Below are 14,819 nucleotides of genomic sequence, written 5' to 3' on the forward strand. Positions count from 1 at the left end.
CTTTGAACATATTGAATATTGCTTGGAAAGGAATTAAAACGGACTTCCGGGATACTAGGACCTTGTTTTTTATGCTCGCTTTTCCGGTCGTGTTGATGCTTGTACTCGGATCTGCCTTATCGAATACCTTTGGGGATAGCCTTCCTGTGGATGACATTCATGTTTTATATCAAGATACTTCACAAACTGAAAATTTTAATCAATTTATCAAGACAGCCGAAAAATCTGGGATTCACTTTCAAAAAGTGACCGAAAACATCAATCCCAAAAATGAAGTAAGACAAGGCAAATATGACGGATATGTAGAAGTGACACAACGGGGTTTACAGCTGTATGTCAATAACGGGAACAGCATCGAAGGGAATATCCTTCAAGGAATGATCACTTCCTATGTTGATAAATACAATATTGCTTCAGAGATCATGAAGGTTGCCCCTGAGAAGCTGGCAAGTGCTTTTACCGGCGAGAGGAAGGATGATTATATTAAGGAAACTTCGATCCTTCCAAATAAACAGCCAGGCTCAATGGATTATTACGCGATTGTAATCACAACGATGATTGTCCTTTATGGAGCGATGTCGTCAAGTTCCTTAATAATCAGTGAAAGGGTCAGAAAAACGGCAGACCGTTTAATTGCCTCACCTGTGAGGAAAAGTGAAATTTTTATCGGGAAAGTTCTAGGGAGTCTTGTAAGCAATACCATATGTGTCCTATTAGTCATTTTGTTTAGCAAACTATTTTTTAAAGCGAATTGGGGCGAGCATTTAGGGATGGTTATCCTCGTCTTGCTGACAGAAATCATCTTTGCCGTCAGCATGGGAATTGGACTCAGCTTTTTGACGAAGACAAGTGCGGCTCCAAGAATTATCATCATGCTGTTTGTCCAGTTAGCGTCATTTTTCGGTGGAGCCTATTTTAAAATTGATAATCCGCAAGGAATCTTTAAATTTATTACGGACCTCTCTCCCCTTACCTGGATAAATTCAGCCATTACTAAAATGATTTATGCAAATGACCTTTCAGCAGCCATTCCTGCAGTGACCATCCATTTGTCTGGAGCACTACTATTCTTACTAGTGGCTGTCATTTCTTTACAAAAACGGGAGGGATTATAATGAAGGATATCCTCTGGTTAATTCAAAATACGCTAAGTGTAACGTTCCGACAAAAGAAAAATATTATTTTATATCTTTGTATGCCATTAATTGGTATCTTTATTTCCCTGCTCGTGTATGGCGGGGATCAAAAAGCAATCCTGCATGTCGGAATTGTCAACCAGGACAATAGTGAAATCGCATCCGATACAATCAAATTTCTAAAAGGCTTGGAAAATGTTAAAGTTGTAGAAATTCCAAATGCAAAAACTAAAGATAAAATCATTTCCGGCGAGCTGGATAGTGTCATTACGTTTGAAAAAGGGTACTCAGAAAGTGTATTATCCGGTAATCCTGCACATATACAGATCACTTCGATTAAGGGAGCTCAAATCACAGGATTTGTTAAATCCTATTTATATCAATATGTCGATAATATTTCGACGATTAGTATTGCCGCTGCTGGAAATCAACAAACCTTTAAGCAGATGTATCATGATTTTCAACAAACCAACTACAAGCTGACCACTCATTCCTTAAAGGATATATCCAAAAACAAGAATATGACCAATCAAACAATTGGCTTCCTAATCATGATCATGCTTATGTCTGCAGGAAATATGTCAGAGATTATTCTTCTTGAAAAAGAAAACAGAACCTATTTCCGCTTGCTTTCGACACCCATAAATGCAAGAAAATATTTATTAGCGAATGTTTCAGTGAACATGATTATTATGACGATTCAGGTTTTCATCACGTTAACAATCATGAAAATCCTTTTTAATATCGGCATTAACATGTCATTTTGGCAGGCAGCGTTCGTGATGATTCTATTTTCATTTATTTCAGTAGGGCTCAATTTAGTGATTGTTGCATTTTCAAATAGCCGAAGTGCTGCAGGAGCAATGCAAAATTTGATTATTACCCCGACAGTTATGATTTCCGGATGCTTCTGGCCAGTCGAAGTTATGCCAAAAACGCTGCAAAAAATAGCTGATTTCCTGCCGCAGCGCTGGACCTTGGCTACCCTAACAAAACTGCAAGAAGGAACCTCCTTCAGCAGTTTATCATTAAATTTTATGATTCTTATTGGTTTTGCGGCTGCCTTTTTCCTTATAGCCGTTTATAAGTTTAGCAGAAATAATTCTACTCAGAACTTTGTGTGAAAAAAGCCTGTTCCTTTTTAGGAACAGGCTTTCATTTTACAAGGGTCTTAACAATCACCATGCTTATTTAGATGCAAAGGAGGCGGGATGAGCCAGCCTTTCTCTTTATTTAAGCGAAGTAATTTTCCCCCAAGTGCTGCCTTTTGATTGTGCATTTGAAGATATAACATGGCAACGTCTTCCCTAATTGATTTACCGATCACTTGGCTGTATGCTACAAGTCCCGCTGCAATATCTGCTGAAAGTGTAGAGGCAATAGCTGGATCAGGGATTCTAGCTCCAACCGGTATATCCTCTAAACATGCTTCAGGCGGCTCCGGTGCTGCTGGCGGTAAACCGATACCATTTTCTTTTAAGAGTTCTTCTACTTGTTTCTTGTCATGCTGGCAAATATCAATTGCTTCTTGTAATAATTTTTTTAAATCATCGTCACCGGCATGGTTAATCATGGTTTGATATCCTGCAATCATACCATTTCCTGCTAATACTGATGCCCAAAGATCAAAAGCTTCACCGTAGTGTAATGGTTCCTCTTTAGGATTTCCACTTAAAATTCCCATTGTTGCCCTCCTTAGTAAATAGGAAAATGAATTCATTTAAAGTGCCACCTTTCTTAGAGCACATAAATAACCTTCCCAATATTAATTAAATGATTCCAAAATTATTGTTTCTTAGTTGCCAATTGCTCCCGATTATCTGCTAGCGGCGGCTGCTTCAGCCATCCGTATTTTATTAATAATTCGGCTCCGTCCTCTGCATATAATCCTGCCTCCTCCATTTGCTTCTTAAATTCCAAAGCTAAATCCCTTCTTTGAGAAACAAGAATATGTTTAATAGTTTACTGAATAAATTTCCATTTTTATGGAAAAATATATCTTACATCTAAGAAGTACAACATTGAAAAAGGTCTGGGAAATATATTCCCAGACCAATTCACCCTATCAATACTTTATTAACTCTTTTGAACTTGATCTACTTGATTGTTTCCATATCCAGGGACACTGCCCGCATGCTCTTGATGATATTTAGTCCCTGAACCCTGTTGGTATTTGCCTTTTTGATTCTCATTTCTGTTTGGTTGTTGATTTGACATAAATACCTACCTCCAAAGTTGAAGAAGGTGAGCATGTTCTATTGCCCATCCTTATATTTACTAACGACGATGTTCGATAAGGTCATATACACCCAAAACGATGTGAGCTAATCCGAAACCAAAAACGGTATTGGCAATCATTTTATTTGTTCCCCGTTTTTGTTTTAATGCATACCCAGTCGCGGTTACGGCTGAGCCTAATGCAGTTGGTATTAAACCTTCACGAATATTCATGTATAATCCCCCTACATCGAAGTTAGATAATGGTGTCAATTCACCATTTTTAGTGTTGCCTCAAAGGATACATCTATGCTTATTCCAGGTGTATTAAATATCTATAAGATAGTGCCATTCTATGTGAAATATTCTAATTTTGCATTTGGGAAAAACTTTTCCATATAACCGTAAAGATGGGTTTTTAAATCTTCTTCTTCTTCCTTTTGATAAATGTATTTGCCAATTCCATATTTCCCCCATTTATATCTTCTTTTTTCTTCATCCAATTCTAATTTTGTCATCGGATAGTTTTTTTCAATTACTTTTTTAGCCGGTTTGGTAAAACGGTGTTGAATAAATTCGAAGGTTAAGTCCTCCTTAGCCTCCGGAGGCAATTCTGCTTGCAAACGTTCAAACATATATTTATACCCTTCCTCCCACCCCTCATGCAGGTAAATGGGAGCAACGATGAAACCAAGCGGGTACCCTGCTCTTGCGACTTTTCCCGCCGCCTCAATCCTTTTCTCCAATGGCGAGGTCCCCGGCTCAAAGTTCTTAATGACATAATCGGCGTTAACACTAAACCGAAATCTGGTTTTCCCATTATGTTGCGCATCAAGGAGATGATCCACATGATGAAACTTAGTTACAAATCTAAGTTTTCCAAGTTCTGATTTGCCAAAATGCTCAATGGCTCTTTTTAACGTATGGGTTAAGTGATCAATCCCCACAATATCGGACGTACAGGAGGCTTCAAACCTTGTCGGCTCCGGAGCCCGCTCCTCCATGTATTTATCGGCAGCTTCAAGAATCTCCTCGACATTCACGTATGTACGGATATATGGTTTACTGCCCATTGTTGTTTGTAAATAACAATAATGACAATGCCCCATACATCCAGTCGCGAATGGAATGGCATACTCTGCCGAAGGCTTAGAAGTATCGAATTTCAGTGTTTTTCTAATACCAACTACCAGTGTTGACTTAGCAACTCGGTATCTTTGGAAGTCATTGTCACCGGGCAAATTTCTAACTTGATTATGGGATGTGGTATAACGGATTTCGACATCCATCTTTTCAAACTTTTCTAGAAGTTCTTGTCCTAACGGATAGTCCAATGCATCTGGTTCAAAGTAAACCAATTTAGGTGTGAAGGGGTTATTCATTCCAACCGCCACTCTGACGCACTGCCATAATAGTAATCAAAGGCTTGATTTGCCTCTTCTTCTGTAGAATATACCGCCATATCATTGGAGAGCGGGTAATAGGTTTCGTATAAAAATAATGCTAATTCATTGGGCTGTTCAGGATTATTGACAACCGCTGCTGCTTGAATGTTTGCAACATCCTGCGTATGGGGATTTCGGTAAAAAACATAAACGATATCACCAGCATGATAATTTTGGTTTTCCATTCCATCACCTTTTCTTCTTCGCAATTAACCATTTGTAACACATTATTAGAATTTTTCCCTTCTCTCAGCTAATATTATGTTTTCTTGATAATGGAAATTAGTCATCGATTAGTATAGGTTAGTTATTTATGAGGAAATTAATATTGACTTTGAAAAAAGGAGCGGAATCAATGAACGATCAAAATTTAAAAGAAAAGGTTATCAAGATTATCTCTGATCACAAAACCGGTGTCCTCTCATCGGTCGAAAATAATAAGCCCCATTCACGCTATATGACGTTCTACAATGATGACCTTACCCTGTATACACCTACAAAAAAGGATACTGAGAAAATTGAAGAAATAGAGAAGAACTCATCCGTTTCCGTCTTATTAGGTTATGAAAAGAATGGACAAAGCGACGCCTATGTAGAAATCCTTGGAACATCTAGCATTAATGACTCACAAAATCTTAAAAAGCAATATTGGGATGAATCATTCAATCAATGGTTCGAAGGCCCAGAAGATCCGAACTATGTGTTTCTTCAAATCGTGCCAGAAACTGTCCGGATTTTAAATCTTCATGGTGAACCGCCACAGGAAATTACGGTATAAAACATTTGGCTTTTTTCTTGTATTTCAAGTCTCAGTTAATGAACCGCTTTTCCCAGCTGAAGAGGTGTAACTTGTGAGTATAATTTAAACGGAAGAGAATACTATCCTAAAGCATGCAAGAAGGGGAGTATCCATGAAAACGATTAAGACAATTAAATTAGGTTCATACAAAGAAGAGACTAGCGAACAATTAACTTCTGCAGAAATGGGTAAACTTTGGGCTACTTATATGGGAAACAGCATGTCAACATGCATATTAAGTTATTATCTCCAACATGTTGAAGATAAGGATATTAAAACGTTATTAGAAAATGCATTAAAGCTAAGCTTAGAATTTTTGAATACAACCAAAGGAATTTTTGAAAAGGAGAACTACCCTATTCCTAAAGGTTTTGGGAATGAGGACGTAAACCTTGGAGCTCCACGTTTATATCAAGATCAATACTATGTTCATTATTTGAAATACGCTGGAAAAGCAGGAATGAGTATTTATAATGTTGCAATTCCTCTTGTCATTAGAAAGGATGTTAAAGAATTCTTTAGGTATTGTATGGACGCCACAATGGACTTAATGGAGCAAATCAATGAAATACTAATGAATAAAGGATTTATTATGAAACCTCCTTTAATTCCAGTACCTGAAAAGGTGGCTTTTGTACATCAGGACTTTTTAAATGGTTACCTGGGACATGTCCGTTCTTTACATGCCTTAGAAATTGCCCACCTTTACGACAATATTGAAAATAATGTAACGAGCAAGGCACTCATTCTGTCCTTTGCACAAGTGGTAAAGGATGAAAAGATTCGAAAATTGTTTGAGTGGGGCAGGGATATGACCTCATTAAACGTTGAACGCTATATGCAGAAGCTACATAATGAAAATTTACCGACTCCTTCTTTTTTGGACGATTTAGTGACATCATCTACTTTTTCACCATTTTCAGATAAATTAATGTTATTTCATAAAATGGATATGTTCTCAATGAAAATAAGAGCATTTGGAAATTCTGTTGCAGTTAACGGAAGGCATGATATTGGGTTAATGTATACAAAATCGTTATTGAAAATCTCCCAATTTGTTGAGGGAGCAGCAAAAATCTTCATAGAAAAAGGCTGGATGGAACAACCCCCACATGCCGTTGATAGAAAAAATTTAGCATCTAATTGAGGTTAATCAAATGTGAATCCAAAAGAAAAATTATTATGGAGCATTGCTTTCCCTGGTTTTGGTCAATTGCTTAATGGGAAGTATGTTAAAGGTATCCTTTTTATCTTTTTAGAATTTATGATAAACATCCGTTCACATTTTAACGAAGTAATCATGCTTAGTTTTAATGGGGAAATTGAAAAGACCTTTCTTCGAACTGAATTCCAATGGCTAATGTTTTATCCTTGTGTTTATTTTTTTGCCATGTGGGATGCCTATAAAGATGCAGGTGGAGGCAAAGAACCCTATTCATTTCTGCCATTTGCGCTTTCAGCCTTTTTTGTTACTGTGGGGCTGATGTTTTCAGCGAAAATAAAGGTATTCGGGATGATGCTGGGAACAGTCTGGTTTCCAATGTTATGTGTGCTCCCTGGGGTTTTTATAGGGATATTAATTAAAAAAGTATTAAGAAGAGAATAAAGCTTGGCGAATGCCAAGCTTTTATTTATAAAATTACGAACGCAATTAGCCTATTTCAACAGAAAAGAAGAACCATCAATGATTTCAACATCCCCTCGAGTTCTTATCTCCTCCATTAACTGAAAAAGTGCCTCATCTTTTCTTTTGGCTTCAATCATACAATCAATTTGTTTGATGCTCCCCTTTATTTCTTTTAAGAAATCAAAGAACATTTTAATGTCAACATAATCCGAATGGTGGCGAAATTCTTTTTGGCTTTTTGGACTTGAAATATGCATTTTTATGGGTAGCGGAGAATACTTCCATGTATGAACGATCCTCTTCCAATGCACCTCCCAGTTTGGATTCTCATGATGGGCAAGGTGATGATGATAATCAAAAACAAGCGGTATTTCTAATTTTTCACATAAATAAAGAGTATTTTCAAGGGTAAAGGAAGTATCATCATTTTCAAGCATGATCATTTTTTGAATTGATCTAGGTACGGCCATCCAATTATCAACAAAGCGTTCCAGTGATGTTTCGGTTTCTTTATAGTTCCCGCCAACATGCATGACGCAGCGGTGAGTTGGGTCAATCCCCATCCCCTTTAATAATAAATAATGTAGCTTTAAGGTTTTGATCGAATTCTTTATGATGTTGTCCTGCTGGGAATTAAGTAAAACAAAATGATCTGGATGGAAATCAACTCTCATCATATGCTTTCTGACAAAATCACCAACTTCATGCAAACTTCTTTTTAGTGGTTTCATATAATCCCAATCAAGCAGTTCTTCATGATTGGCTAAAGGGATTAATCGGGAGGTTAACCGATAAAAATGAATTTCAGAAGCGGCATTATGCTTAAGGATCCGTAATGTATTATGCAAATTTTCAAGTGATATTCGCTCTAATTTGCGAATTGCAGCCTCTCGATCATCAATTTTCTGGAATTGGGCGAAGGTCATTGTTTTGGAAGGGGAAGCGTTTTTCAGTTCCATGCTCATAGCTACATAACCGAGACGTACAATTGTCATTGGTTCACCTCATGAATGATTTAGAGAAAAACAGCCTGTTCCATATGGAACAGGCTGTTAATATTAAACTTCCCTCTTTTCTATTTCGCACTCTAAAACAGTAGAGAAATCTGACCAATTTACAATTCGCGGTAAATCCAAATCTCGATTATAGGATTGATCTCTTACAAACAGCTTTGTTGATTCTTGAAGTAGTGTATTTAGAACCGCAGGCTTATCATCGAAGTAATAATCCAGTTTTAAATTTTTGATGATGTCCACTTTTTCATGATCCTGCATGCCATAGAAAAAACGGTCATCACGGATGGGAAAGCCTCTTTCCTTCAGCCATTCCATTGTCTGGTCCCGATACCCCATTGGCCTTGAGGTAATGTAATAGATCTCATGCCCTTGTTTATCAAGTTGCTGCAACGTTTCAACCGCTTCGGGATAAGGCGGGCAGGAGGTAAAATAAATTTCTTCTAATGATTGCTTCCACATTTCCTTCCCCTGTTCATCCGTTAACCCAAAAGGCTCATGGATCTCAACTCTTTTCAGTTCGTGAAAATGGTCAATCGGTACCTTCTGATTCAATTTTTTATTATAAAGATGGAAAGCGTGCTCCCTTAAATTTATTAACGTATCGTCTATATCAAAACCGAATTTCATTTTAATTACCCCTCATTTATGGTAAATCGGATAGCCGATAAATTTAAAATCCGGCCCGATTTTGGTAAAGGATCCATCCGAAAGCTCGACAGCCTCGCTCATTTTTTCAAATCCTTCCCCCTCCAGGAAGGTTGGGGCATGCTTTCCGCCGATTAGTTTAGGTGCAAAATAGAGGACCACTTTATCAATGAGTTTATTTTCTAAAAAAGATGCGTTGATTGTTCCCCCGCCCTCAATTAATAAAGAAGAAACTAAATTTTCTCCCAGGATATGTACAACATCATTAGGATCGACATGTTTGGATCCGCTGGTTTGAAAAACTTTTATTCCTAAAGATAATAATGCCGCTTCCTTTTCCTTATCATAATTCTTACTTGTAAAAATCCATGTTTCTGCCTGTTTATCGGTGACAACTTTAGATTCTAAAGGTATTTTTAATGCGGAATCCATTATGACACGGATTGGGTTGCGTCCATTTGGAATCCTTGTTGTCAACTCAGGATTATCCTTGATGACGGTATTGGCACCGACTAGAATCGCCATATTTTCATTTCTAAGGTGATGGACATCTTTTCTGGCTTCTTCTGAAGTAATCCATTTACTGTGGGAAGTGTGAGTCGCGATTTTGCCATCCAAGGTAATTCCTGATTTCAAAGTTACAAATGGCTTTTTCTTTACAATGAATTTATTAAATACCTCATTCATTTGTTGGGATTCCTTTTCACGAACCCCAATTATGACTTCAATTCCAGCATCCTCAAGAATTTTAACACCGTTTCCGGCAACGAGGGGATTAGGATCAAGTGTTGCAATCACTACTCGTTTAAGGCCTGCCTCTACAATGGCAACGGCACAAGGACCTGTTCGTCCATGATGGGAACAAGGCTCCAGAGTTACATAAATGGTACCTCCCTTGGCTTTTTCGCCCGCCATCCTGAGGGCATGAATTTCCGCATGGGGTTCACCGGCCTTTAAATGGGCCCCGATTCCAACAACTCGGTTATCATTGACAATAACAGAACCGACCAATGGATTTGGATCTGTCTGCCCTTTCATGGCCCTTGCGTTTTGTAGGGCCAAATCCATATAGAATTCATGACTAGTCATTTGGGCAAGACCCCTCTTCTTCTTTTAAATGACCAGAGCGATTAATTTTTGTCTGAAGGTATTTTTCATTATACTCAGAAACATCTCCCCATAATGGCCTTCTTCCTGAAACAGGTAAACCGGAATTCTTTAAGGCATCTAATTTTTTTGGATTGTTCGTCATAAGAGTAACTGGCTTGGAACGTAATGCTTTAAGAACTTGGATGGCATCGCTGTAGTTTCTAGAATCATCTACAAACCCAAGTGCTTGATTTGCTTCAACGGTATCATAGCCATTTTCCTGAAGAATATAGGCCATTGCCTTGCTGAATAGACCAATCCCTCTTCCCTCATGGTTCGCTAAATAGAATAAAGCGCCTGTTCCATGCTCAACAATCATTTTCATGGATTGTTTCAATTGATACCCGCAATCGCATCTTTTACTGCCAAAAATATCTCCAGTGTGACAGATGGAATGCATCCGAATGATCGCATCATCGCCGAATTCAAAATCACCGTAGGCAAGGACACTTGATTGCTGGAATTCTGCTAAATTGGCGGAAGAAAGTTTGTCAATGATCCTTTCAAAATCCTCGGTTACTTCGTCGCAATTTAGCCAGCAATACCATTTAAAAATCACCGTTTCACCATATAAATTAACAGGAAGCCGAATGGGTCCTACTAAATAGATAGCTCCTTTTTGCGTTTTAATTAATTGGATTTTATCTTCTAAAACCGAAAGAACCTTTGGCTCTAATTTGGTTTGCTTCAAATGAATTCCCCCTTTTTTTATTATTATTTGTTAAAGTTTCAAAAAAACGCAAGGAATATGACTAAAAAAGAGGGTGGTTACTACTGTATGCCTGCGTTAAACTTTAGATAAAGGCAGTGTTAAACTTTGTTGTTGATTTACGCTCCAGGCGCTTCGCTTTCCGCGGGCGTGCCGGGGAGCCTCCTCGGCGCTTTAGCGCCTGTGGGGTCTCCCCTGCCCCGTACTCCCGCAGGAGTCTTCGCGCCTTCCGCTCCAATCAACAGTGTCTAAGATCAACTATGGCCTTTAACAAAGCCTATTTATAAAACAATAATGTGGAGGGTTTTTTTTTGGAGAAGATTAATTTATCTGATGAACAGTATCCCTTATTAAAAAGCCTTAAATCCCTTAAGGAAGAGCTTTGGCTTAATCCAAAAATCGAGACTTTTCATTCAGGAATGGAAAAGTCACCGCTCACTTTTGAGGATGTGTTGGATGCAGAAGAAAGATTAAACCGTTTTGCGCCTTATATTGCCAGCGTTTTCCCTGAAACGAAAGAGGCTAATGGCATTATTGAATCACCATTAATTAGAATATCTTCTATGAAGCAAAACCTAGAAGGTGATTACGCCCAAACCATTTTAGGAGAATTACTGTTAAAATGTGATAGCCACCTTCCGATCTCTGGATCAATTAAAGCTCGAGGCGGCATTTATGAAGTCCTTAAACATGCGGAAAAGTTAGCCTTAACACATGGGTTGTTAACGCTCAAAGATGATTATTCCATCCTTGATAGTGAGCGCTTTCGAACCTTTTTCTCACAGTTTTCCATTGCTGTAGGTTCTACTGGAAACTTAGGATTGAGTATTGGCATTATCAGTGCCAAGTTGGGCTTTAACGTGACGGTTCATATGTCCGCCGATGCCAAGCAATGGAAAAAAGATTTGTTACGTAGTAAAAGTGTCACAGTCATTGAATACAGTGCCGATTACAGTAAAGCGGTTGAAGAAGGACGAAAACAAGCAGAAGCGGATCCTTTCTGTTATTTTGTCGATGATGAAAACTCACACGATCTTTTCTTAGGTTACGCAGTGGCTGCATTACGTCTGAAAAATCAATTGGAAAAGTTGGACGTGATCATCGATGAAAATCATCCACTGTTCGTTTATCTTCCATGTGGTGTCGGCGGCGGGCCAGGAGGGGTCGCATTTGGTTTAAAATTAGTGTTTCAAGATCATGTCCATTGTTTCTTTGCAGAACCGACTCACTCTCCTTGTATGTTACTTGGCTTAATAACAGGACTACATGATAAAATCGCTGTTCAGGATCTTGGAATTGATAATATTACGGCTGCCGATGGTCTAGCAGTGGGCAGGCCTTCGGGATTTGTCGGAAAAGTCATCGAGCCGTTTTTAAGCGGCATTTATACTATTAGTGATGAACAAATGTATAAGCTATTAAAGGATTTAGTGGATACGGAGAAAATCTATTTAGAACCTTCAGCATTAGCTGGGATGATTGGTCCAATTAAATTAGGCAAAGATGGTACGGATTATTTACAGAAACATCATTTAACTGAAAAAATGAAAAATGCTGTTCATATCGCCTGGGCCACCGGCGGAAGTATGGTGCCAGCAGAAATTTTAGACCAATATTATCAGCTTGGTCAAAAATAGGGAAACGCCATTCACTTCGAATGGCGTTTAATGTTAGAGTTTCAGTTTTGTAATAAAAAACAATTCGTTTTGGAACATTTCTAATAGATCTTCGAATTTGGAATTAATTAAATGGGGAAAAAGATTTTCGAGTGCTTCGTAGTAATCCTGGCCTAATACTTCACGGAGAATGACATATTTATTAAAAAGCAATGCTTTTTCGAAATCAATTCCCAGCTCATAAAGGCCTCTAAACAAGTCTTCCTTAGGTATTCTTTTAATTTTTCGATAAATTTTTTCGTTTTTTTCAATAAATTTTTCATTTAAGTAATGGGTTACATAATCAGTATAAATCATTTGGCCAATATCATTAGTTTCTTTCTTGGAATAATTAAAGCCAATAACTCGGTCCTCTTTATTTTCACGGATGATGAAGGTTTTATTCCCTTGTAAATGGGTAATGAAATTTTTAACGCTTTTATCAAAAATTTTGTTAAATTGAATGATTTGATGCAGTTTGACCGCAAAGTCTTTGTGTTCCTCTCCGACGACAAAAAGCCGATCCACAATTGGCAAAAGCTTTAATACTCCTTCGGATAACTGACTTGAGGCATCATAGATGATGATATCGTGTTCCTTCTTCATCTTTTTTACTTTTTGTTTTTGTTGCGCCAGCGTTAGCTTGGAGAATTCATGGAGGAGATGATTCGAAGGATCCTCTTTTTCTAAGGAGCCATAGGAAATGAATGCAACTGATAAATTAGTGTTAGTTTTCAGCCAATGAAATACAGACAAGGATAATTCTGTTACGCCTGACTTTGCTTTTGGCGAATAAAAGCCAACCAAATACACTTTTCTCACCTGCCTTTTATTTTAATAGTATTCACAGGGGAAAGAATGGGTATAGACATTCCCCCGATAACACAAAAAGAGCCGCACACAACCGCGTCGTCTCTTTTTCTACTATAAAATTTGGTGAGTATTTGAGTATGTCCTTGGTGAAAAACTTTGTTCTGTTTGCAGTATATTTCTAAGCATTTTTAAGGACTCAATTATATAAGGACCTTTGTTTAGCATGATACAAGCAGCTTGCTTTCCATATGAAGCATCGGTCATTTCTGCACGAGATGGAATACCTGTTTTTGTTAATTTTTCTAAAACACCAGTTGCCCAAATGGCTGGGATATAAGCGGCAGAACAAATTTTCAGGATTTCATCCTGAACAATAGCCAAGTTTTCCGGTCCTACTTCTACAGCTAAATCCCCTCTTGCGATCATAATGCCAAAGCTTTTAAACTTTAAGCCCTCAAGGATAATTCTAGCTGTCTGGTGAACAGCGTCCTTTGTTTCGATTTTTGCCACAACCGCGAGATGCATTCCATCATATCTTTTCATTGCCTCACGAAGTTTTTCCAAATCAAGAGGAGAATGAACAAATGAAATTCCCACAATGTCGGCATGCCCGATAATAAAAGGTAAATCATTAAGGTCCTTTTCCGTTAAAGCGGGAACGTTTAAGCTTGGAAGTGAATCAGGCAAATTTACCCCCTTTCCTTCCTTTATTCGAAGCGGTTTAGTCGCCGGTGATTGAATGTTAATTTCAATGTAATTCGATGTAATGTGCTGGACGACTCCCTTGATTTTACCATCATCGATAAATATCCGATCCTTTAATCTGACATTACGAAACGCTTTTTCAAGTGTAACGGGAACACCAGCAGGACCATCAGCCGAAGCCGGGTGCCCTAGCTTTTCTGGGTCAAGGTATAAACGTAAAATGTCGCCTTTTATGACGGATATTTCAACCTGCTGAAGCTTTCCAATTCGCACTTTTGGACCTGCCATGTCCATGTAAATTTTGCAAGTGCGATGATCATAAATCCCCTCGTCCTTTAACTTTTTTTCCGCATCTCGCAATCCTTCGATGATTTGTTTCCAAATCCCTTGATGATTGTGTGCACAGTTAATTCTGGCAATATCCATTCCGTTCAATAATAATTCTTTCATCAATTCAGGCTCGTAAATCATTTTGGCATCTAAAGTAACCATGATTGCAGAATGAAGCTGCTTCTCCCTTTTTCCAAAAAGTTCTTCAGATTTTCTTTCTGAATTTTGTTTTGCATCAATCGGTGTGGGAATAGAGAGTCTGGCAGGTGGTGCTGTTTTGACATTAAAGTGGTTTAATATTTTTTCCATCGTAAATAAAACGTGCAAATTGGAAAATTCCAAAGGTGTAAGCCCTTCTGCCGCTAACGGTATATACAATTCACGTAAATGATGTTTTCGAAGCGCTAAAAAGGCAAGCAAGTTATCCCGATTTTGCTGCCCATCCTCCAATGAGAACTTTTCTAATGCCTGTTCACTTTCTTGAATCACTTGATGATAAAGATTTAAAACTTTTTGAGATAGTTCTGGTTGGTTAATTGAGACATTAACCACACTCTATTCACTTCCTTGTTA

18 protein-coding genes are annotated in these 14,819 nt (G+C 38.1%); 6 read left to right on the forward strand and 12 right to left on the reverse strand.

Going from position 1 to position 14,819, the window contains the following annotated elements:
• Positions 1-2 precede the first annotated feature (2 nt).
• Both LC455_RS09090 and LC455_RS09095 read left to right on the forward strand, forming a co-directional pair.
• The gene (locus LC455_RS09090) at positions 3-1,115 is read left to right on the forward strand and encodes an ABC transporter permease (protein ID WP_223590063.1); all 1,113 of its coding nucleotides are present in this window, start codon (positions 3-5) and stop codon (positions 1,113-1,115) included.
• Positions 1,115-2,260 (forward strand): ABC transporter permease, encoded by a 1,146-nt coding sequence (locus tag LC455_RS09095; RefSeq protein ID WP_223590064.1) that lies wholly within the window; start codon positions 1,115-1,117, stop codon positions 2,258-2,260. Before LC455_RS09090 ends, LC455_RS09095 begins: the two co-directional genes overlap by 1 nt.
• Before the next feature lie 47 nt (positions 2,261-2,307).
• On the opposite strand, the gene LC455_RS09100 is transcribed toward LC455_RS09095, so the two are convergent.
• The 6 genes from LC455_RS09100 to LC455_RS09125 all read right to left on the reverse strand — a co-directional run bounded on the left by LC455_RS09100 (position 2,308) and on the right by LC455_RS09125 (position 4,983).
• A complete protein-coding gene (locus LC455_RS09100) occupies positions 2,308-2,820 on the reverse strand; it encodes a DUF3231 family protein (protein ID WP_223590066.1) in 513 nt (170 codons plus the stop codon).
• 101 nt (positions 2,821-2,921) lie between these two features.
• On the reverse strand, positions 2,922-3,095 hold the full coding sequence (locus LC455_RS09105; protein WP_317851428.1) for a DUF3231 family protein: 174 nt from the start codon (positions 3,093-3,095) through the stop codon (positions 2,922-2,924).
• A gap of 117 nt (positions 3,096-3,212) precedes the next feature.
• Positions 3,213-3,353, reverse strand: coding sequence for a hypothetical protein (locus LC455_RS09110; protein WP_223590068.1), 141 nt, complete (start codon positions 3,351-3,353; stop codon positions 3,213-3,215).
• A 60-nt stretch (positions 3,354-3,413) separates the two neighbouring features.
• Positions 3,414-3,587 (reverse strand): asparagine synthase, encoded by a 174-nt coding sequence (locus LC455_RS09115; protein ID WP_223590070.1) that lies wholly within the window; start codon positions 3,585-3,587, stop codon positions 3,414-3,416.
• A gap of 119 nt (positions 3,588-3,706) precedes the next feature.
• On the reverse strand, positions 3,707-4,735 hold the full coding sequence (gene splB / locus LC455_RS09120; RefSeq protein ID WP_223590073.1) for a spore photoproduct lyase: 1,029 nt from the start codon (positions 4,733-4,735) through the stop codon (positions 3,707-3,709).
• Positions 4,732-4,983: a transcriptional regulator SplA domain-containing protein gene (locus LC455_RS09125; protein WP_223590074.1), complete on the reverse strand. Its 252-nt coding sequence runs from the start codon at positions 4,981-4,983 to the stop codon at positions 4,732-4,734. The genes splB and LC455_RS09125 overlap by 4 nt, the downstream gene beginning before the upstream one ends.
• 170 nt (positions 4,984-5,153) lie before the next feature.
• On the opposite strand from LC455_RS09125, the gene LC455_RS09130 reads away from it, so the two are divergent.
• From LC455_RS09130 to LC455_RS09140, 3 genes are all read left to right on the forward strand, one after another.
• The gene (locus LC455_RS09130) at positions 5,154-5,576 is read left to right on the forward strand and encodes a pyridoxamine 5'-phosphate oxidase family protein (RefSeq protein ID WP_223590076.1); all 423 of its coding nucleotides are present in this window, start codon (positions 5,154-5,156) and stop codon (positions 5,574-5,576) included.
• Positions 5,577-5,709: 133 nt separating this feature from the next.
• Complete coding sequence (locus LC455_RS09135; RefSeq protein WP_223590078.1) at positions 5,710-6,744, forward strand: DUF3231 family protein; 1,035 nt, start codon at positions 5,710-5,712, stop codon at positions 6,742-6,744.
• A gap of 12 nt (positions 6,745-6,756) precedes the next feature.
• On the forward strand, positions 6,757-7,203 hold the full coding sequence (locus tag LC455_RS09140; RefSeq protein WP_223590080.1) for a hypothetical protein: 447 nt from the start codon (positions 6,757-6,759) through the stop codon (positions 7,201-7,203).
• A gap of 50 nt (positions 7,204-7,253) precedes the next feature.
• On the opposite strand, the gene uvsE is transcribed toward LC455_RS09140, so the two are convergent.
• The 4 genes from uvsE to LC455_RS09160 form a co-directional block, all read right to left on the reverse strand.
• On the reverse strand, positions 7,254-8,219 hold the full coding sequence (gene uvsE / locus LC455_RS09145) for a UV DNA damage repair endonuclease UvsE (RefSeq protein WP_223590081.1): 966 nt from the start codon (positions 8,217-8,219) through the stop codon (positions 7,254-7,256).
• 63 nt (positions 8,220-8,282) lie between these two features.
• Positions 8,283-8,867: a 5' nucleotidase, NT5C type gene (locus tag LC455_RS09150; protein WP_223590083.1), complete on the reverse strand. Its 585-nt coding sequence runs from the start codon at positions 8,865-8,867 to the stop codon at positions 8,283-8,285.
• Between the two features lie 12 nt (positions 8,868-8,879).
• On the reverse strand, positions 8,880-9,974 hold the full coding sequence (gene ribD, locus LC455_RS09155; protein ID WP_223590085.1) for a bifunctional diaminohydroxyphosphoribosylaminopyrimidine deaminase/5-amino-6-(5-phosphoribosylamino)uracil reductase RibD: 1,095 nt from the start codon (positions 9,972-9,974) through the stop codon (positions 8,880-8,882).
• Complete coding sequence (locus tag LC455_RS09160) at positions 9,967-10,725, reverse strand: GTP cyclohydrolase II (protein WP_223590087.1); 759 nt, start codon at positions 10,723-10,725, stop codon at positions 9,967-9,969. Before LC455_RS09160 ends, ribD begins: the two co-directional genes overlap by 8 nt.
• Positions 10,726-11,054: 329 nt before the next feature.
• Here LC455_RS09160 and LC455_RS09165 point away from each other — a divergent pair, with 329 nt between their 5' ends.
• The gene (locus LC455_RS09165) at positions 11,055-12,380 is read left to right on the forward strand and encodes a D-serine ammonia-lyase (RefSeq protein ID WP_223590089.1); all 1,326 of its coding nucleotides are present in this window, start codon (positions 11,055-11,057) and stop codon (positions 12,378-12,380) included.
• 33 nt (positions 12,381-12,413) lie between these two features.
• On the opposite strand, the gene LC455_RS09170 is transcribed toward LC455_RS09165, so the two are convergent.
• Together LC455_RS09170 and LC455_RS09175 are read right to left on the reverse strand one after the other, a co-directional pair.
• Positions 12,414-13,211, reverse strand: a complete 798-nt coding sequence (locus LC455_RS09170) for a hypothetical protein (protein ID WP_223590091.1) — start codon at positions 13,209-13,211, stop codon at positions 12,414-12,416.
• Between the two features lie 111 nt (positions 13,212-13,322).
• Positions 13,323-14,798 (reverse strand): pyruvate kinase, encoded by a 1,476-nt coding sequence (locus LC455_RS09175; protein ID WP_223590092.1) that lies wholly within the window; start codon positions 14,796-14,798, stop codon positions 13,323-13,325.
• Between the last annotated feature and the right edge of the window lie 21 nt (positions 14,799-14,819).

This window comes from Neobacillus bataviensis (assembly GCF_019969725.1).

What these genes read in the sequence shown, in the direction of transcription:
- LC455_RS09095 (WP_223590064.1), top strand. Translation starts at nt 1,115, where the DNA reads ATGAAGGATATCCTCTGGTTAATTCAAAATACGCTAAGTGTAACGTTC.
- LC455_RS09100 (WP_223590066.1), bottom strand. Translation starts at nt 2,820, where the DNA reads ATGGGAATTTTAAGTGGAAATCCTAAAGAGGAACCATTACACTACGGT.
- LC455_RS09110 (WP_223590068.1), bottom strand. Translation starts at nt 3,353, where the DNA reads ATGTCAAATCAACAACCAAACAGAAATGAGAATCAAAAAGGCAAATAC.
- LC455_RS09115 (WP_223590070.1), bottom strand. Translation starts at nt 3,587, where the DNA reads ATGAATATTCGTGAAGGTTTAATACCAACTGCATTAGGCTCAGCCGTA.
- splB (WP_223590073.1), bottom strand. Translation starts at nt 4,735, where the DNA reads ATGAATAACCCCTTCACACCTAAATTGGTTTACTTTGAACCAGATGCA.
- LC455_RS09125 (WP_223590074.1), bottom strand. Translation starts at nt 4,983, where the DNA reads ATGGAAAACCAAAATTATCATGCTGGTGATATCGTTTATGTTTTTTAC.
- LC455_RS09130 (WP_223590076.1), top strand. Translation starts at nt 5,154, where the DNA reads ATGAACGATCAAAATTTAAAAGAAAAGGTTATCAAGATTATCTCTGAT.
- LC455_RS09135 (WP_223590078.1), top strand. Translation starts at nt 5,710, where the DNA reads ATGAAAACGATTAAGACAATTAAATTAGGTTCATACAAAGAAGAGACT.
- uvsE (WP_223590081.1), bottom strand. Translation starts at nt 8,219, where the DNA reads ATGACAATTGTACGTCTCGGTTATGTAGCTATGAGCATGGAACTGAAA.
- LC455_RS09150 (WP_223590083.1), bottom strand. Translation starts at nt 8,867, where the DNA reads ATGAAATTCGGTTTTGATATAGACGATACGTTAATAAATTTAAGGGAG.
- ribD (WP_223590085.1), bottom strand. Translation starts at nt 9,974, where the DNA reads ATGACTAGTCATGAATTCTATATGGATTTGGCCCTACAAAACGCAAGG.